18 protein-coding genes are annotated in these 16,721 nt (G+C 64.5%); 1 reads left to right on the forward strand and 17 read right to left on the reverse strand.

Annotated features, from left to right (window positions below):
- Positions 1 to 9 precede the first annotated feature (9 nt).
- Genes trbJ through trbB form a run of 5 tightly spaced genes read right to left on the reverse strand, consistent with a single transcriptional unit; the run spans position 10 to position 4,822 of the window.
- The gene (trbJ, locus tag I6F38_RS11805) at positions 10 to 768 is read right to left on the reverse strand and encodes a P-type conjugative transfer protein TrbJ (RefSeq protein WP_225160420.1); all 759 of its coding nucleotides are present in this window, start codon (positions 766 to 768) and stop codon (positions 10 to 12) included.
- A complete protein-coding gene (gene trbE / locus I6F38_RS11810) occupies positions 765 to 3,203 on the reverse strand; it encodes a conjugal transfer protein TrbE (protein WP_225160421.1) in 2,439 nt (812 codons plus the stop codon). Before trbE ends, trbJ begins: the two co-directional genes overlap by 4 nt.
- 7 nt (positions 3,204 to 3,210) lie before the next feature.
- Complete coding sequence (locus tag I6F38_RS11815; protein ID WP_225160422.1) at positions 3,211 to 3,486, reverse strand: VirB3 family type IV secretion system protein; 276 nt, start codon at positions 3,484 to 3,486, stop codon at positions 3,211 to 3,213.
- Complete coding sequence (locus tag I6F38_RS11820) at positions 3,486 to 3,827, reverse strand: TrbC/VirB2 family protein (RefSeq protein WP_225160423.1); 342 nt, start codon at positions 3,825 to 3,827, stop codon at positions 3,486 to 3,488. Before I6F38_RS11820 ends, I6F38_RS11815 begins: the two co-directional genes overlap by 1 nt.
- Positions 3,824 to 4,822, reverse strand: coding sequence for a P-type conjugative transfer ATPase TrbB (gene trbB / locus I6F38_RS11825; protein WP_225160424.1), 999 nt, complete (start codon positions 4,820 to 4,822; stop codon positions 3,824 to 3,826). Before trbB ends, I6F38_RS11820 begins: the two co-directional genes overlap by 4 nt.
- A 960-nt stretch (positions 4,823 to 5,782) precedes the next feature.
- Here trbB and I6F38_RS11830 point away from each other — a divergent pair.
- Entirely contained in the window at positions 5,783 to 6,298 is a 516-nt protein-coding gene (locus tag I6F38_RS11830) for a hypothetical protein (protein ID WP_225160425.1), read from the forward strand.
- 175 nt (positions 6,299 to 6,473) lie between these two features.
- Here I6F38_RS11830 and I6F38_RS11835 read toward each other — a convergent pair whose 3' ends face one another.
- From I6F38_RS11835 to I6F38_RS11890, 12 genes are all read right to left on the reverse strand, one after another.
- Entirely contained in the window at positions 6,474 to 6,908 is a 435-nt protein-coding gene (locus I6F38_RS11835) for a dolichyl-diphosphooligosaccharide--protein glycosyltransferase subunit 2 (RefSeq protein WP_225160426.1), read from the reverse strand.
- 7 nt (positions 6,909 to 6,915) lie between these two features.
- A complete protein-coding gene (locus tag I6F38_RS11840) occupies positions 6,916 to 8,898 on the reverse strand; it encodes a conjugal transfer protein TraG (protein ID WP_225160427.1) in 1,983 nt (660 codons plus the stop codon).
- Between the two features lie 41 nt (positions 8,899 to 8,939).
- The gene (locus tag I6F38_RS11845) at positions 8,940 to 10,679 is read right to left on the reverse strand and encodes a VirD2 family relaxase/mobilization nuclease (protein ID WP_225160428.1); all 1,740 of its coding nucleotides are present in this window, start codon (positions 10,677 to 10,679) and stop codon (positions 8,940 to 8,942) included.
- A complete protein-coding gene (locus tag I6F38_RS11850; RefSeq protein WP_225160429.1) occupies positions 10,672 to 11,037 on the reverse strand; it encodes a hypothetical protein in 366 nt (121 codons plus the stop codon). Before I6F38_RS11850 ends, I6F38_RS11845 begins: the two co-directional genes overlap by 8 nt.
- Positions 11,034 to 11,939, reverse strand: a complete 906-nt coding sequence (locus I6F38_RS11855; protein WP_225160430.1) for a lytic transglycosylase domain-containing protein — start codon at positions 11,937 to 11,939, stop codon at positions 11,034 to 11,036. Before I6F38_RS11855 ends, I6F38_RS11850 begins: the two co-directional genes overlap by 4 nt.
- A 4-nt stretch (positions 11,940 to 11,943) precedes the next feature.
- On the reverse strand, positions 11,944 to 12,279 hold the full coding sequence (locus I6F38_RS11860; protein ID WP_225160431.1) for a DUF736 domain-containing protein: 336 nt from the start codon (positions 12,277 to 12,279) through the stop codon (positions 11,944 to 11,946).
- Positions 12,280 to 12,313: 34 nt separating this feature from the next.
- The gene (locus tag I6F38_RS11865) at positions 12,314 to 12,859 is read right to left on the reverse strand and encodes a S26 family signal peptidase (RefSeq protein ID WP_225160432.1); all 546 of its coding nucleotides are present in this window, start codon (positions 12,857 to 12,859) and stop codon (positions 12,314 to 12,316) included.
- 17 nt (positions 12,860 to 12,876) lie between these two features.
- Entirely contained in the window at positions 12,877 to 13,395 is a 519-nt protein-coding gene (locus I6F38_RS11870; RefSeq protein WP_225160433.1) for a DUF2840 domain-containing protein, read from the reverse strand.
- Positions 13,382 to 13,648 carry a hypothetical protein gene (locus I6F38_RS11875; RefSeq protein ID WP_225160434.1) on the reverse strand — a complete coding sequence of 89 codons (267 nt, stop codon included), beginning with the start codon at positions 13,646 to 13,648 and terminating at the stop codon, positions 13,382 to 13,384. The genes I6F38_RS11870 and I6F38_RS11875 overlap by 14 nt, the downstream gene beginning before the upstream one ends.
- A complete protein-coding gene (gene parA, locus I6F38_RS11880; protein WP_225160435.1) occupies positions 13,645 to 14,283 on the reverse strand; it encodes a ParA family partition ATPase in 639 nt (212 codons plus the stop codon). The genes I6F38_RS11875 and parA overlap by 4 nt, the downstream gene beginning before the upstream one ends.
- 957 nt (positions 14,284 to 15,240) lie before the next feature.
- Complete coding sequence (locus I6F38_RS11885; RefSeq protein WP_225160436.1) at positions 15,241 to 16,329, reverse strand: replication initiator protein A; 1,089 nt, start codon at positions 16,327 to 16,329, stop codon at positions 15,241 to 15,243.
- A gap of 13 nt (positions 16,330 to 16,342) precedes the next feature.
- Positions 16,343 to 16,594, reverse strand: a complete 252-nt coding sequence (locus tag I6F38_RS11890; RefSeq protein ID WP_225160437.1) for a helix-turn-helix domain-containing protein — start codon at positions 16,592 to 16,594, stop codon at positions 16,343 to 16,345.
- Positions 16,595 to 16,721: the final 127 nt, after the last annotated feature.

The following is a 16,721-nucleotide window of genomic DNA, read 5'->3' on the forward strand; positions in this document are numbered from 1 at the left end:
ATCGGTGCCTCAGTTGCCGCTGAACATGGTGACGTTGCCGGGCTGATAGCCGCTGCGTGTCGAGAAGATCTTGTATTGCTGCTGGCCCTGCGATTCGGTCGCCGTCACGCGTGCCTGCTCCAACGCATCCGCCCGTCCCTTCGCGGCGAGCACCGCGACGAGATCGGAGAGCTGCTGGGAATGCAGGGCGAGGAGCTGGTTGCCAGCCTGAGCGGCCTGCAAGGCGCCGCTTGCCGACTGGCTGGCGGTAACCAGCGAGCTCATGGCGCTGGAGTTGGTCGAGATATTGCCGACGACGCCGGCCTGCACTTTCAGTGAGTCTTCAAAAGCACCCACCGAGTTCTGCCAGCGGGTTTGAGCCGCGGCAAACATTGTCGCATTGGAACCCGCGCCCGCCGCCGTGCCGTAGACGCTAGAGTACGCCGTCTGGATGCGCTCGACGTTGAACGCGATGTTCTGAGCCTGGCTCAGCAGCGACTGAGTCCGTGCGACCTGTGCCTGGAGCTGAGTCAGCGTCGACAACGGCAGGTTGACGAGGTTCTTTCCCTGATTCACCAGACTCTGGGCCTGATTGTTCAGCATCTGGATCTGATTGTTGATCTGCTGCAGCTCGCGCGCCGCGGTCAGCACGTTCTGGCTAAAGTTCGTGGGATCATAGACGATCCACTGCGCAGAGGCCGGCGCCGTCAAAGGCGGCGAGATCGACAAGGCAAGCGAGAGAGCGGTCGCAGCGGTCAAGCTTGCGCGCCGCGTCTGATGAGCGATCATGATTGCACCTCCAGATTTATCAGGTCAGGGATGAGATCGGCGGCCCAGAGCAACTCGTGATCAGCGAGCCAAGCGGGCGTGAAGTCGTCGTGGCCGTGCTCGGCGAGCAGCCGTTCGATGGCGGCATGGTCGGCCTTGGAGGACGCGGCGCAGAAGGCCAGCGCGACCGGCCCGAGGCCGAGCTCAAAGAGCCGATTGCCGCGGCGAGACTGGCAGTAGTAGTCGCGCTTCGGCGTCGCCCGCGCGATGATCTCGATCTGGCGGTCGTTTAGGCCAAACCGCTGGTAGATGGCGGTGATCTGCGGTTCGATCGCGCGCTCATTCGGCAGGAAGATGCGCGTCGGGCAGCTCTCGACGATTGCGGGTGCGATGTTGCTGCCGTCGATATCGGAGAGCGATTGGGTCGCGAACACGACGGAGGCATTCTTCTTCCGGAGCGTCTTCAGCCATTCCCTGAGCTGTTGCGCGAAGGCCGGATCGTCGAGGACGAGCCACCCCTCGTCGATGATGAGGAGCGTTGGCCGGCCGTCGAGCCGTCCCTCGATGCGATGGAAGAGATAGGTGAGGACGGCAGGCGCAGCTCCAACGCCAATCAAGCCCTCGGTCTCGAACGCCTGCACCGACGCAAAACCAAGTTGCTCGGCTTCCGCGTCGAGCAGGCGGCCGGAGGAGCCGCCGACGCAATAAGGTTGCAGTGCCTGCTTGAGAGCGGTCGATTGCAATAGAACCGTCAGGCCGGTAATCGTGCGCTCCTCGACGGGCGAGGATGCCAGTGACGTCAACGCGGACCAGACGTGCTCCTTCACGGTCGGATCAATGGTGACGCCCTCCTTGGCGAGGATCGCGGTCACCCATTCGGCCGCCCAGGCGCGCTCCGCCGCATCGCCGATGCGTGACAGCGGTTGAAGAGAGACGGAATCGTCAGCGCTGTTCGACAGGCTTCCGCCGAGGTCGTGCCAGTCGCCGCCCATGGCAAGCGCCGCCGTGCGGATCGAGCCGCCGAAATCGAAGGCGAAGATCTGGCTCTTCCGGTAGCGCCGGAACTGGATCGCCATCAGCGCCAGCAGCACGGACTTGCCAGCGCCGGTCGGCCCGACGATCAGGGTGTGGCCAACGTCGCCGACGTGCAACGAGAAGCGGAACGGCGTCGAGCCCTCGGTCTTGCCAAAGAACAGCGGAGCGCTGCGGAAATGCTCATCGCGGTCCGGCCCGGCCCAGACCGCCGAAAGCGGTATCATGTGAGCCAGGTTCAATGTCGAGAGCGGCGGCTGGCGGACGTTGGCGTAGGCGTGCCCGGGCAGTGAGCCGAGCCAGGCTTCGAGCGCGTTCACCCCTTCCGGCATGCAGGTGAAGTCGCGCCCCTGAATCACCTTCTCGACGAGGCGCAGCTTCTCGGCGGCGAGACCTCCGTCCTCATCCCAGACGGTGACGGTCGCGGTGATGTAGGCCTGACCGACATCGTCGGTACCCAGTTCCTGCAAGGCGAGATCGGCATCGGCGGCCTTGTTCGCCGCGTCGCTATCGACCAGGGTCGAGGCCTCGTTGGTCATCACCTCCTTGACGATGGCGGCGATCGACTTGCGCTTGGCAAACCACTGTCGGCGGATTTTGGTCAACAGCTTCACCGCCTCGGTCTTGTCGAGGAGGATTGCGCGCGTCGACCAGCGGTAGGGAAAGGCAAGCCGGTTCAGCTCGTCGAGGATCCCGGGATGCGTCGCGGTCGGAAAGCCGACCACAGTGAGCGTGCGAAGGTGGTGGCTCCCCAGACGCGGCTCGAGGCCGCCTGCGAGCGGCTCATCCGCGAGCAGCGCGTCGAGATGCATCGGCGTTTCGGGGACACGCACGGGCTGTTGCCGGGTGGAGATGGTCGAATGCAGGTAGGTCAGCGTCTCGCCGTCACCGAGCCACGCCACCTCGGGCATGAACCCTTCGACCAGTTGCAGGACGCGGTTGGTCCGATCGATGAAGCCACGCAGGAGCTCGTGTGGATCGACGCCGCTCTGCGCACGGCCCTCATAGAGCCAGTTCTCGATGCGCGAGGCGTCCTCGGCCGGCGGCAGCCAGACGAAGGTCAGGAAATAGCGGCTCTCGAAATGCGCACCTGCCTCCTCGAAAGCGTCCCGCCGCTCCAGGTCGACCAGCGCTGATGCGGCGTCTGGAAAAGTGTTGTGCGGATAAGTCTGGGCGGCGATGCGCTGGGCTTCGACAAAGATCGCCCAGCCTGAGCCGAGACGCCGCAACGCGTTGTTGAGGCGGGCGGTCACGCCGACGAGCTCGGCCGGCGTCGCGCTGTCGAGATCCGGACCGCGGAAGCGCGCCGTGCGCTGGAACGCGCCGTCCTTGTTGAGGACGACGCCCTTCTCGACCAAAGCGGCCCAGGGCAGGAAGTCGGCGAGGCTTGTGGGCCGGTTGCGGTATTCGGCGAGGTTCAGCATGCAAGCCTCACACGCGGAGATAGGATGGATAGCGGAGGTGACGTCGAACGACGTCCACGAATTGCGGGTCGCGCTTGGCCGCCCAGACCGCAGCGGCATGCCCCACGGCCCAAATCAGCGCTCCGGGAATCCAGAGGTGGAGGCCGAGTGCAATTGCCGCCGCCAACGTGCCGTTGGCGATCGCAACCGTGCGGGGCGCGCCGCCCATCAGGATCGGATCGGTGAGCGCGCGATGGACCGGCGCGAAGAAGCCCGGCACTTCCGGATCGACGATCGCAGCCATCACACCAACGCTCCGCCGGAGAAGCTGAAGAAGGTCAGGAAAAAGCTCGACGCGGCGAAGGCGATCGACAGGCCGAAAACAATCTGGATCAACCGGCGGAAGCCGCCCGACGTATCGCCGAACGCGAGCGTCAGGCCGGTCACGGTGATGATGATGACCGACATGATCTTGGCGACCGGACCTTGCACCGACTCCAGGATCTGATTGAGCGGCGTCTCCCACGGCATCGAGGAGCCGGAGGCGTAGGCCGCAGGGGCTAAAGCGATGGAGAAGAAGGCAATCGCCGCGAGGTCGGCGAAGCGGCGATGAACACGACGGATCGCGGGAGGGCACTGAATCATGACGGGTCTCCGGGAAGTGAGGATTGGCCGCCCGCCCCGGCCGACTGGACGCGGTAATCGCCGGTGGCGGGATCGAGGCCGGCGACGAGAGCGAGTTCGGCGAGGCGGCGTTCGCTGCCACGGCCGCGCAGCACCGCGACGAGATCGATGGTCTCGGCAATCAGCGCCTTGGGAACAGTGAGGACAGCTTCCTGGATCAGCTGCTCGAGGCGGCGAAGCGCACCCAGCGCCGTGCCGGCGTGAATCGTTCCGATCCCACCGGGGTGCCCCGTGCCCCAGGCTTTGAGCAGCTCCAACGCTTCGCTGCCTCGTACCTCGCCGATCGGAATCCGGTCGGGGCGTAGGCGGAGCGAGGAGCGGACCAGATCGGACAGGGACGCGACGCCGTCCTTGGTGCGCAGCGCGACCAGATTCGGAGCGCGGCATTGCAGCTCGCGCGTATCCTCGATCAGGACCACGCGATCGGTGGTGCCGGCGATCTCAGCCAGCAGCGCGTTCGTCAGCGTGGTCTTGCCGGTCGATGTGCCGCCGGCGACCAGGATGTTCTTGCGGGCAGCGACAGCCTCGCGGAGCACGCCCGCCTGGCCCACCCTCATGATTCCAGCCGCCGCGTAGTCGTCCAGCGTGAAAACCGCGACGGCGGGCTTGCGGATCGCAAAGGCCGGCGCCGCAACGACGGGCGGGAGAAGCCCCTCGAACCTCTCCCCCGTCTCGGGAAGCTCGGCCGAGACGCGCGGCTTCTCGGCATGCACCTCAGCGCCGACATGATGGGCGACCAGGCGCACGATCCGCTCGCCGTCGGCAGCGGACATCGTTCGTCCGCTATCCTCCAGCCCGCCGGACAGCCGGTCGATCCAGAGCCGACCGTCGGGGTTGAGCATCACCTCGACGATCGAGGGGTCTTCGAGGAAGGTCGCGATCGCGGGGCCAAGCGCGGTGCGCAGCATGCGTGCGCCACGCGAAAACGCTTCCGAATGGAGTGGTGTGCCCGCCACGATCGTCCCCCGATGGCCAATCGCGGTAAGCGATCGGCGACGGGGATGGATAGAAAAGGCATGAACTGGGGCAGTTCAACAAGTATTCAGGCGTCGTAGGGAGCGGGCGTAGAGCAGAGAAAAAATACTTGCTAGGTGTAAGCTCATCTGCGGACGCCCCGTCAGGTATGAGCCGATTCGGATATCGCCGAGCGCTTGCTAGCCACGCAGCGTTCGGTGGAACGAATTGAGTCGATCAGCCATGCAGCGCCTTCAGCGCAGCTAGAGCCATCCGCAATGCGCTCGTCTCAGCTCTACAATTCGATCAGACACCGATTTCGTCGTGTCCGCGGTCAAACCGATGTCGTTTCGCAACCAATGGGACGAGGGAAATCTCTGGACTCTTCGGAGTTGACCGAAAATGGCTCGTCGAAGCCAAGCAACGATCTTCGCGGCGGGCCAGTAACTATTTCGGATGGACGGTTCTTGCAGACAGCCGCCATCGTTCGCTGCTGCCAACACCGGCATGAGCTGCTTAACCAACTCCTGGTTAGCCAACTCCTGGCAGGAGGGTTTTTCTCCGTCTCGCATGCACCTATTCGACATCAATGTTCAGAACGATTCTCAGTCGCCGTCCGATCGGACCATGACAAAATTGGCATGCGGGGGCCGGGCTGAGCCGTGATAACAAAGCCGCTCCCTCATGCGCTTCGAGATTTGTGAATCTAGCGAATATTCTGTTCTCGATTGATGCAACGAGCAGAGTGTTGACAGCTAAATCCTGCACGCGGGCGCATATATTCGACGAAAGTCGACTGAGCGGGGTGCACGCCCGCAGCAGCACGCGCCCAAGCCGCCGTATCGAGGAACGGCGCGTGAGACAGTTCGCAGCTCGGTGTGTGTGTGTTGGAGGTGGAATGGTCTGGTATGGGTGCGCCATTTCTGGCTTCATTGGCCCTCAGCACAACCGAGGGACTCTTTATGAAAACCAAAGCGATTGCTCTCACCGCGCTCTTCCTGCTTCAATCCACACTCGCCGGCCAGGCGCAAAGCGTGCTTCGGCAGATTCAACAGGCGGCGCCACATCCCCCGCTCGACCCCGGGCAGATCTTCCGTGGTGGCGGCGGCGGGCAGCCGCCGGGGCCGGGTGCTACTCCACTTCCTTGTAACTTGCCGACCGCGGAATCCATCGCCAAGCTGGTGCCAGCTCCGAAGGCGGAGGACATTGCCAAGCTGGTGACCATCCCGGTGGATGACATCGCCGAGAAGGTCGCGGATCTGCACAAGGCCCCGTTCAAGGCGCTCGGCGAGGCATTAGGGCAGAAAATCAAGGAAGAGATTGAAGCGAAGAGCAACGATCTGCGGGACTGGGCGTGGGAGAAGGTGCGGGTGCCCCTGTGGGTCGTCACCATCCTGACCGCCCTGCTGGCGTCAATGATCATCGGGCTGCCAATGAAGGCGCTGCTCTACCGGGTGCCAGTCGCGCGCGATAGATGAGCGGCTAGCGTTGCCTGGCCTACTGAGCACGTGGTTGCGCGTTGCCGTGCCGGACGTGGGTTAGCGCGGCAATCTGACAGGTATGCGACCTTATCTATGTGTCTCTCGCCTAGAAGAGGGTGCACTTCGGTAGGTTCTATTCCGTTCTTCACATTTAGAACGGACTGAACCCACATTAGGGGTCCGGCGGCGAGCTCTGCACGTCCTGCGGAATCTCTTGCCGCAGCTTCGGGCCCTGATTGAGTCGGCGGCCCAACGCGGCGACGAAATTGTCGTAGCGCGCGGCCGCCTGCGCCCGCGCCGCTTTTGCGGCCGGCTCTGGGAGTGGCGGTGTCGTCGTGAGCCAGAAGCGGACGAAGAGAGCGATGGTCTCGATCGAAATCCCAACGTCCCGCTCAAGGCGGGCGATCCGGCGGTCGATCTGGTCGAGTCTCTTGGCAATAGCGGCCTCCCGCCGCTCGTCAGCATCCGGCGACAGAAAGGACGCAATGGCGGCTTCGGCGATGAGCGACAACGATTGCTCACGCCGGGCGGCATAGGCCGACAGCGCCTTCATGACATCCGGATCGAGATAGACCGACATCTGGGCTTTTTTCTTCGGCGCGGCCATGCCTGCCTCATAATCCAAGATCATCGCCGGGATCGAGCGAGGCCTGGCGCGCGACGCCCTGCATCATGTCGTTCATGCGCCTGATCCGTGGGGCATCTTCGTCGAACTCGTCGGCGAGGTCAGACGCGAACTCGTTATCGAGAGGTTCCTTCTTTTCTACGATGTCTCGATCCAGTTCCGGATGCCGCCGCCGATCCGCGGTCTTTGGATCCTCGTCATCCGTCTGGTCGTCGGTCGACGACACCAATGGAGTTGGGTGCGGCGGCAGCGGCCGTGAACTCCAATCGTCCGGCCGGCCGTCATTGGATTTGGTCGGGGTCGACGGCTCCAGTATGCGCTCTTGGAAGCGTCCGTCCTCGTAATAGCGCGCCTTCTTGGCCCTGATCGGATGGAGGCCCGACATCATGACGATCTCATCGGATGGCGGGAGCTGCATCATTTCACCGGGCGTCAGCAGTGGACGGGCCGTCTCCGACCGCGACACCATGAGGTGGCCCAGCCAAGGCGCGAGCCGGCTGCCGGCATAGTTTTTCATCGCTTTCATCTCGGTCGCGGTGCCGAGTGCGTCGCTCACCCGCTTCGCGGTCCGCTCGTCGTTGGTCGCAAAGCTGACTCGGACGTGACAGTTGTCGAGGATCGAATTATTGGGCCCATAGGCTTTCTCGATCTGGTTAAGCGACTGGGCGATCAGGAAGCTCTTGATGCCGTAACCCGCCATGAAGGCCAGCGCGGACTCGAAGAAGTCGAGCCGGCCGAGCGCCGGGAATTCGTCGAGCATCAGGAGGAGCCGGCGCCGTCCGGCCTTGGCCTGAAGATCCTCGGTCAGGCGGCGGCCGATCTGGTTAAGGATCAGACGGATCAGCGGCTTGGTGCGATTGATGTCGGACGGCGGCACGACGAGGTACAGCGTGGTCGCTCGCTCTCCGCCGACGATGTCGGTGATCCGCCAGTCGCAGCGCCGCGTCACCTCCGCCACCACGGGATCTCGGTAGAGGCCCAGGAAGGACATGGCGGTACTCAAGACACCGGAGCGTTCGTTGCCGGACTTGTTCAGCAGCTCGCGCGCGGCGGAGGCGACCACGGGATGGACACCGGCCTCGCCGAGATGCGCCGTCCGCATCATGGCGGCAAGCGTCGACTCGATCGGACGCTTCGGATCGGACAGGAAGGCAGCGACCCGGGCGAGCGTCTTATCCTCCTCGGCATAAAGGACGTGGAGAATCGCGCCGACCAGGAGCGCATGACTGGTTTTCTCCCAGTGGTTCCGCTTCTCAAGGCTGCCCTCCGGGTCGACCAGGATGTCGGCGATGTTCTGGACGTCGCGCACCTCCCACTCGCCGCGGCGGACTTCCAGCAACGGGTTATAGGCCGACGACTTCGCGTTGGTCGGATCAAACAGAAGGACGCGGCCGTGCCGTGCGCGGAACCCGGCGGTGAGCTGCCAGTTCTCCCCCTTGATGTCGTGGACGATCGCCGAGCCCGGCCAAGTCAGCAGCGAAGGGATGACGAGGCCGACGCCCTTGCCACTCCGGGTTGGCGCAAAGCACAGGACATGCTCCGGTCCATCATGGCGCAGATAGGCGCGCTCGAATCGGCCGAGCACGACGCCGTCGGGCCGGAGCAATCCGGCCTGCTCGATCTCTTTCGTTTCAGCCCATCGCGCGGAGCCATAGGTCTCGGCATTCTTCGCTTCGCGGGCGCGCCAGACCGACATGCCGATCGCGACCGCCGCGGCGATGATGCCACCGGATGCGGCGATGTAGCCGCCCTCAGTAAAGATTGAGGGCGCATAGGCGTCGTAGGCGTACCACCACCAGAAGAAGGCAGGCGGAAGGTAGAATGGAAAATGGAGCAGCTCGAACCAGGGCTGCCCGAGCTGCGGCTGGAAGCCGAGCCGCCAGGCCGTCCATTCCGTCGCGGTCCAGATCGTCAGCAGGACGATCGCGAAGACCGTGATGACCTGCCCCCAGAGAATCCTGGTCGCGGACATGGCGGCCGTCCTTTCCTGACGTCGGTGATTGGAGGGATCGTTCACAGGCCTACCCCCCGGTTGCGTCCGAACCCCCAATCGATGCCGCCGTCGTCGCGGGCGACGCCGGAGACATGCCGGCCGAGCTGTTTTTCAAGCGAGGGCGTCCAGGGCACGAGCTGGAAGCCGAGACCATCGTCGATCATGGCGAAGCGGCCGGAGGCGAGCGCGAAGCGCTGCCGATAGGTGCCCGAGACATATTCACCGGCAGCCGAGGGGGTGAACGGCTGGCCGGTCTCGGCGGCGAGCTGGTTGCCATGATCCTCTAGCTCCCGGCGGCGCAGCGTGCCGATGAGGTTCTTCGCGAACACCAGTCCACGCGCCTGGCGCTCAGCGAGACCCTGCTCAATCAGCTGATCGGCCCGCCGTTGCATGGCGTCGCCGACCTCGGCGCCGAAGCCGGCCTGGCCGAGCGCCACAGGGTCGCGTGCGACGGCCTGGCGGTCGAGCCAGGTCGCGCCGCTCGCCGTCACCTGCGCTTCGATCGAGAGATCGGAACGGACCGCGAGCGCCACGCGGCGCTGTCCTCTCGCGTCATCGAATCTGCGGAGCTCGACAATCGAACCCGGTGCGCTGTCGCCGGCAGCGTCGAGATCGGGGAGCCTGATGTGGTGAGTGCGGCCGTCTACGCCATCGACCACGGCATAGGCAGTCCCCTTGAGTTCGTCGTCGAGACCGCGATCGACGAGGCGTCCGATGACGGGGACGTCCAGGCTTTCGCCTGCCAGCACGTAGGTCGCGGTCCCGCGCTCGATGCCGCGTTCGGTCAGGCTGCGGTGGATGCGTTTGATGATGTCGCCGCGTTCGCCGAGCTCGCGCAACGTCGTCTCGGCAAACTCGTCCATGACCCATTGGCCTGGCCCGAGCTGATGCGCGAGGCCGAGGCTTTCCAAGCGCCGCAGCCGGCCGACCTTCAACGCATGGAACTGATCAGGTTGCTGCGTCGGATTGGGCGCAAGATCGATAACACCGTGCCGGTCTGCATCGCGAACAAGCTGGCGGTCGAGCTGTGTCCAGCGTTCGGCTTCGACTTGGCGTTCGAGCGAGCGGCGGATGTCGAGATCGGAGCGCAGTCCGAGGCCCTCGGTGACGAGGTTCTGGGCGCGGGCGCGCATCCCCTCCTTGATATAGTCGCGCGAGATGACGAGGTCCTGGCCGTCTTCGCCGACGCCGCGCACGATGATGTGGACGTGCGGGTGCTGGGTGTTCCAGTGATCGACACCGACCCAGTCGAGCTTGGTGCCGAGGTCCACTTCCATCTGGCTGACCAGCTCGCGGGCAAAACCTTTGAGGTCGGCCATATCGGCTGCGTCTTCCGGCGAGACGATGAAGCGAAAATGGTGGCGGTCATTCTTACAGCGCGCGGCGAAGGCCTTGGGATCGGCATCCTCGGTGTCCGGGCCGAACAGGTGAGCCTTTTCCCCGTCCCGGGTCACGCCCTCGCGCCAGAGATAGCCGAGATGGGCGGCGAGCGGCGCCGATTTCGCTCTATGCCGGACAACCCGGGTCTTGATCGTCACCAGACGCGAGCGGCCGGTGAGCAGACGGTTTGCCCGCCCGCTGGCGACCCGGCCACGCCCAAAGCGCGAATGACGATGGTTGACGAGATGGCCGGCTCGCGAAATGCCGCCGCCGGCGCGTTGGGCGGCGGCAATCGCCTGAGCGATGAAGGGCTTGGCCCGCTGGTTCCGCGAGGAGCGGATGCGGCCAGGCCGAGGTTGAAAGTCGTTCTCCTCAGCCATCGGCAGCCTCGGAAACGTGCGAAACGTCAAATCCCTGCAATGAGTTGATGGTGAGGCGCACATTGCGCGCCGAAGGCACACATTGCCGGATCGCTAAAAAACGGAAGCAGAAACAACCGACCGACCGAGCCGCACATTGCGGCCTTTTATCTCGCCCTCGTTCGGTCGTTTCCTGCTCGTCTCCCTTGCCTGCTCTTCCCTGTTCGCCGATCAGCGCTGCGATACGCCAGGGCCCGAATTCGCAGCGAATCGCGATGGCGCGCCGCCATTGCGCGATGTCCGTCAGGATGTCCGCAGCCTGGGCGCTGACGGGCGGGCATCGATCGGCATCATTATTTTGGCGGCGCCGCGCATTCATTGCGATCGTCCCGTTATCGAGAGCGCGACGAACAGGCCTTCTGATTGCGGAGCAATGGCCGACAGATCGTGCACTGGAGCGCTAGCCGGCTTGTCGTGCGCCGGTCGGTCGAATGCTGCTGGCACGGCAGAGGACGGCCCGTCAACGTGGCCGGAAAACAGCGGCGCCCGCGTCCAGGATGAACGAGAGGAGGCCGCGAGGAGAAGAGGCTCTGGCGTCCTCTCCGCATCGACAAAAGGGATGATGGCCGCTACGTAGGCTTTCGTCTCCGCCGGTAGCGGACGATGTCTGTCTCGAAAGTCCTCGTAGCGGCCGGGACCCGCATTGTAGGCCGCGAGAAAGCCCGGCGAGCCGTAGCGGTCGTGCAGCTCGCGAAGGAAGGCTGCGCCAGCGAGGATGTTGTCACGGGGATCGAACGGATCGCGTCCAAGACCGTAGCGAGCCCGCATGTCCGCCCAGGTCTTCGGCATGAGTTGCATCAGGCCGAGCGCGCCTTTTGATGAGACGGCGCGCCGATCGCCGTTGCTCTCGATCCGCATAACAGCGTGAATCCATGCAGCGGGAATGCCAAAGCGCTGCGTGGCCTCCGCTACATAGTTGACATAGCGACTGCGCACCGGTGCTTTCTGTGCTGATACCGCCGACGTCGGCACACCAATCGCCAGCACGCCGGCAAGCAGGAGAATGGCCAAGCGCGCCGCGTCTCCGCCATGGCGCGAACATACCGCCGCGCTCAAGTGCGTTGTGGCTGCGCGCGGCGGGCCGCCCTGCCCTTGGCCGCTGGTCTGCGCAGCGGCCGACTGACGTTCGAGCGGAATGAGCGGATGAGACGGCTTTTCCCTGAACAGAAACGTGCGCCGTTGATGCGCCTGGTTACCGGCATGCGTGACGGGACCCTGCATACGATCAGTCCCGCTCGGCGCGCTGGGGCAGACGATTCCAGTTCAGCGTCCAGATCAATTTGTCGTCGCCCGATTGGAAGAGATTTGCTCGGATCGGCCGCGGCAGCGTCGGGTCGTCAATGAAGAGCGAAACGTATTCGCCGGCCTTCTCACCGGTACGCTTCCAGCCCGCGCCGATCTCCGGTCCGTCGGCATCGCCGAGGCGGATACGGTAGTCCGGCGCGTTCTCGGTATCCGAGGGTTCGGCTGGGGTGAGGATGAGAATCCGCTCAAAGAGAAGCGTTTGAATGCGCCCGGTGAAGGCAGATTTTTCGCGGGTGAACTGACCGATTTGCGCCATGGGAAACCTCCTTGGTTGCTGGTTGGGAAGCTGGTCAATGGGTGGCGGCGCGCCAGACGAATTGGCCGTCACCGGCCTCGTCGGTCCATAGCGGGACCGCGCGCGCGACGATGGAAGCGACGGGGAGCGCGCCGAAATAGCGACCGTCCAAGCTGTCCGGGACGGTCGGGTTCATGAGAAAGACCTCTCCCGGCTCGAGCGTGGTGCATCCGCTCCAACGCGGCAGAGGACGGCCGAGATGATCGCGATCGTGTGCGGCGCCGACATCGACAGCATCGACCGTGATGTCATCTCCTGACCGGCACACGGTTTGCCCGGGCAGCGCCATCACATGCTTCAGCAGCGGCACACCTTTGGGCAGGAATCCGCCATTGGCGAAGAAGCTCGCGATCGGCTCCGGTAGCCGCACCGCGACCAGTTCCAGGGCGCGCAGTTCGCCAACCGGATGCAGCGCGTAGAGCCCTATCGGCGCGCTCGCCGTGGTGTTCCAGATCAGCCGAGGCGCGGGGCGAACGACTGCCAGGCCGCCGGCGACGAGCGCCGCAATGTAGGTCAACAGAAGATAGCCGAGGCGCGTCATGGCATGACTCTGGCGCGTCATGGCATGACTCTCCGGCGCCTGAGCCAGGCCACATGCTGCTCGCGGGTGTAGGCGCGCGGCTGATGGCCGGCAGTGAGGCGGTTGTGGAGATGTCGCCAGTACTCGGGCGCGACGTCGGCCGGATCGATGTTGAGCGCCTCGATGGCGTCGACCGCCTGCAGCACACGCTCCACCTTCGGCCAGCTGTCGACACGCAGCAGGATCTCGCCGCCGGGCCGCACGAACGGCAGCGTCTGATAGGGCTTGCCGACCTCCATGGCGCGCACGATGTCCATGCGCGAAACGACAGTGCCGTAGTCGTTCGATGCCCAACGCACGAAACCGAAGATGCTGCCGGGTTTAAAACTTGATATGCTGCGGCGACGGTCGAGGATCTTCTCCTCGGCGCGACGTCCGAAGCGCAGCCAGTGCTCGATCCGCTTCTCGATCCAGGTGAGCTCAACATGGGTGAGCGCGACATCGTGTCGATGGGTTGACGGCACGGCGCGTGGCGGCAACGCCTCATTGTCGTTCATGACGGCTCTCCGGTGTGTCAGTCGGGAACTCTTGCGCCAGCAATTCGCGCAACATGTCGGCGACGGTTATGCCGCGCCGAAACGCAACGACCTTGATGCGCCCCCGCAGCGCCGGCGTGACATCGATCGTCAGCCGCGCGGTGAAGGCCAGCGTGGCATCCATGCGATGTGGCGCCATATCGCGGGCTCTGATCCAGCGCTCAGCATCGCCAGGTCGGGACGCGAAACCGCGCTTGCTGGAGCGCTTGCTCATGGCACGATCCTCGCGACTTCGGCGGCGAGCGCGGCGATCTCGCGGGCGCCAGCGCTCCCTTCGGCAAGCTCGAAGACGAGCCGGCCGGATCGCGCGGCATCCGCAAAGACGACGCGCTGGCCGATGGTGCTGATGAGTGCCGGCGGTTCGTGATCGGCAAGCACCTCAGTCGTTTCGCGGGCGATGACCGAGCGTGCGTCGCAGCGGTTGAGCACAAAGCGCGCGGTGAGCTGTGGACGATAGATGCGGGCCTCACGCAGCAGAGACAACATCTCCGCCGAGGCCCAGCCGTCGAGCGGCGACGGCTGCACGGGGATCAGCACCAGGTCAGCCGCCAAGAGTGCTGAGCGCATCAATCCAGCAGCGCGCGGCGGCCCGTCAATGACGACATCATCGGCAGTGCGGGCGATCTGCGGCGTGTCGCGGTGGAGCGTGTCACGCGCGAGGCCAACGACGCCAAACAGCCGTGAGACATTCTCCCGCGCTCGCTGCTTCGACCAGTCCAACGCCGAGCCCTGCGGATCGGCATCGATCAGGGTCACACGCCGCCCGCGCAGCGCCCATTCGCCGGCGAGGTGAAGAGCGAGCGTTGTCCTGCCGACACCGCCCTTCTGATTGAGCAGCGCGACGATCATCGCTTGCCTCCCCGCTTGCGGTGGAAAGGCAGCGCCGATTGACGCGCAGGGCTGCTGGAGGTGCGCCTGGGCAGCGACGGCGTTGTCGGCCGAAGCCGAAACGGAGGCCGACCGTTGCACCGGTCCACGAATAACGAGAAGCGAGGGAGGTCACTGCCCGCTGGGCGAGCGAGCATGGACCGTAGGGCCGGCGTCGCGCCAGCCTCCCGCGTCGATGGAGTCGCGCCGACTGGCAAGTGAACGATTAGAGGGACACGCGCCCACCATTTATGGAGCCATTCGATCATTTGTCGGCTCCGTCGAATTTTGCGGGAAGCCGACACGCGCGAAGCTGAGGTATAGCGCTGCAGGTGGTCTCGAAGCAGCATTCAAACGTCCGAGGTAGCTGCACCTCAGTGAACCTCAGGTGACGGAGTTCGCTGAGCGGATCGCCACAGCGCCGCCAACGAGACCACGCTGGCACAGCCACTGAGCGCAGAACGAAGCGCCGCGGTTCGGAGTGACGATCAGCATCCACGTCGTAGGATGCATGCCGCGCAGGCGCGACCCACAGCTTCGACGCAAGTTTTTCGCGAACAGGAGAGCTAACGTTTCGCCGGCGTACGATTGAAGCGGCGCGCCGGCCGCGCAATACGGGACCACCATTCGCACGAAGAAGGACCACAACCGCATGAGTGAGGACCACCCTCCTCATTTCGACCCTCCTGCTCTCCGTTTCTGGGGCCACCCACAGCTGGCCAACTGGATCGCAGCCGCGGCTGTGATGTGGTGAACAAAGCGCCCCGTCAACGAAACCGCTCAACGCTTCGGCGTCGAGATCACGGCCCATGTCACCGATTGAATGCTGCTCGGGTATGTTGCCTGGCCATGCCGTCGACCGACACCGAAACGGAGGCTCGGCGTTGCGCCAGTCTGCGATTAAGGGAAAACCAGTCTCCGAGTTGAGAGGCAGATTACTCATCTACCACCTCCAGTCGCCGGTTTACGGGAAGCCGACGGCAACGTCGTCGTGTCGGTGTTATCCGCAGGGCGCGCGGGCCTACAACAACAGTTAGATTCTGAGTTAGACTCTAAGTTAAGGCCCGGAATTACGGTTTCCGGCCACAGCGTTAGTTGGGGTTCATGCGTGCGAAGTCCCGATAGGGCTGCGTGCGGAATCCCGATATGGTTTGCGTTCGAAGTCCCGAGCGCTTCCACAGCACCATCCACAGGAGCAGTGGATAGTTCGGCCGGCACAATGCGCAGCAGTTCGCGGCGCCTCTCGCGCTCGATGTGCAGGCGATATCCTGGCAAAGGCTGCCGAGCCGCGATGCGTCGGATCTGCAGCGCGAAATCGGACACGCGCACCAGACTGCCGGATTTCGTGTGAAGGTGTGCGATCTCGAAGAGCCAGCCCCTCGGCTGGCGGCCGGCATGCTTGCGTGCGACGCGGTAAAGCCAGCGCTCAATTCCGCCGGTCAATCGGAAGTAAGCGGGATCGATCGTGAGAACGAGTGAGTGATCGATGACGCCGCGATAGAACCAGTCAGGAAGGACAAATTCCATCCCTTCCACGCGGCCGTCGCGCTGCGCGCATTCTTCCCATTCGTTGATCCAGGAGAATTGGTGGCGCCGCCAATGCTCGCCCTGCCGGATCGTGGTGCGGATGACGGTCGCCTGCAGACGCGCCAGCGCCCCCTTCAGGAGCTTGTAGTCGCGGGCCCCGGTCTGCCGGCCGACTGCGGTCAGAAGCTGGTAGGGTGTGAAGCGCAGGAAACGCGAGGTCTTGAGACCGAGGTTCTCGGCCTCGACAATCTGGCTCGCCGCCCAAATCAGCACATCGGCATCCCAAATGGTTGCCATGCCGTGCTCGGGAACCGCATAGACCTCGACGCAAATGTCTCCGGCTTTATATAAAATCGGCGTCGTCCGCTTGGCCTTCGCGAGTGAAAAAAACGGTCGCTCCATCAGATCGCGCTGATCGCGCGGGCTGGCGTCGCCGGTGGCGACAACGAACGGGTCGAGCTTGCTTCGCTCGCTGGGCGTGAGGGGACGGCGCGACGGCATGAGCAAGCGTGCCTTAGCGGTGCGCGTGGCCGGCGGCGCGGGCCTCGACGTAGCGCGGATCCGAGGTTGATCTGCAGGCGGCCTGATCGGCCCAGGCTTCGAGATCACCGATCGCGTAGACGACGCGGCCACCGAGCTTGCGGAAGGTCGGACCGTTGCCATGGCAGCGATACTTCTCCAGCGTGCGCGGCGAGATGCCGAGGAGGCGCGCGGCCTCGGGGGTGCGCACGTAGCGCGTGGTAAGCTGCGCGGGCCTGTCGAGCATGAGAGATCTCCGGTTTGCCTCGAAGCGCCGCGGCCAAATCGCGGCATGTCGGGGCCAGCGTGGCGGAGAGTTCGGGCGTTGGGGGTGGACGAAAATTTCTGAACGTGCATGTCCCCCGTTCGCGACG

Origin of the sequence: Bradyrhizobium sp. BRP56 (assembly GCF_020194035.1) — a bacterium.
GTDB lineage: Bacteria > Pseudomonadota > Alphaproteobacteria > Rhizobiales > Xanthobacteraceae > Bradyrhizobium > Bradyrhizobium australafricanum.

What these genes read in the sequence shown, in the direction of transcription:
- I6F38_RS11860 (WP_225160431.1), bottom strand. Translation starts at nt 12,279, where the DNA reads ATGGCGCAAATCGGTCAGTTCACCCGCGAAAAATCTGCCTTCACCGGG.
- I6F38_RS11830 (WP_225160425.1), top strand. Translation starts at nt 5,783, where the DNA reads ATGAAAACCAAAGCGATTGCTCTCACCGCGCTCTTCCTGCTTCAATCC.
- I6F38_RS11875 (WP_225160434.1), bottom strand. Translation starts at nt 13,648, where the DNA reads ATGAGCAAGCGCTCCAGCAAGCGCGGTTTCGCGTCCCGACCTGGCGAT.
- I6F38_RS11865 (WP_225160432.1), bottom strand. Translation starts at nt 12,859, where the DNA reads ATGACGCGCCTCGGCTATCTTCTGTTGACCTACATTGCGGCGCTCGTC.
- I6F38_RS11840 (WP_225160427.1), bottom strand. Translation starts at nt 8,898, where the DNA reads ATGTCCGCGACCAGGATTCTCTGGGGGCAGGTCATCACGGTCTTCGCG.
- I6F38_RS11890 (WP_225160437.1), bottom strand. Translation starts at nt 16,594, where the DNA reads ATGCTCGACAGGCCCGCGCAGCTTACCACGCGCTACGTGCGCACCCCC.
- I6F38_RS11815 (WP_225160422.1), bottom strand. Translation starts at nt 3,486, where the DNA reads ATGGCTGCGATCGTCGATCCGGAAGTGCCGGGCTTCTTCGCGCCGGTC.
- I6F38_RS11845 (WP_225160428.1), bottom strand. Translation starts at nt 10,679, where the DNA reads ATGGCTGAGGAGAACGACTTTCAACCTCGGCCTGGCCGCATCCGCTCC.
- I6F38_RS11835 (WP_225160426.1), bottom strand. Translation starts at nt 6,908, where the DNA reads ATGGCCGCGCCGAAGAAAAAAGCCCAGATGTCGGTCTATCTCGATCCG.
- I6F38_RS11885 (WP_225160436.1), bottom strand. Translation starts at nt 16,329, where the DNA reads ATGCCGTCGCGCCGTCCCCTCACGCCCAGCGAGCGAAGCAAGCTCGAC.
- I6F38_RS11870 (WP_225160433.1), bottom strand. Translation starts at nt 13,395, where the DNA reads ATGAACGACAATGAGGCGTTGCCGCCACGCGCCGTGCCGTCAACCCAT.
- I6F38_RS11855 (WP_225160430.1), bottom strand. Translation starts at nt 11,939, where the DNA reads ATGCAGGGTCCCGTCACGCATGCCGGTAACCAGGCGCATCAACGGCGC.
- trbE (WP_225160421.1), bottom strand. Translation starts at nt 3,203, where the DNA reads ATGCTGAACCTCGCCGAATACCGCAACCGGCCCACAAGCCTCGCCGAC.
- I6F38_RS11820 (WP_225160423.1), bottom strand. Translation starts at nt 3,827, where the DNA reads ATGATTCAGTGCCCTCCCGCGATCCGTCGTGTTCATCGCCGCTTCGCC.
- parA (WP_225160435.1), bottom strand. Translation starts at nt 14,283, where the DNA reads ATGATCGTCGCGCTGCTCAATCAGAAGGGCGGTGTCGGCAGGACAACG.
- I6F38_RS11850 (WP_225160429.1), bottom strand. Translation starts at nt 11,037, where the DNA reads ATGAATGCGCGGCGCCGCCAAAATAATGATGCCGATCGATGCCCGCCC.
- trbJ (WP_225160420.1), bottom strand. Translation starts at nt 768, where the DNA reads ATGATCGCTCATCAGACGCGGCGCGCAAGCTTGACCGCTGCGACCGCT.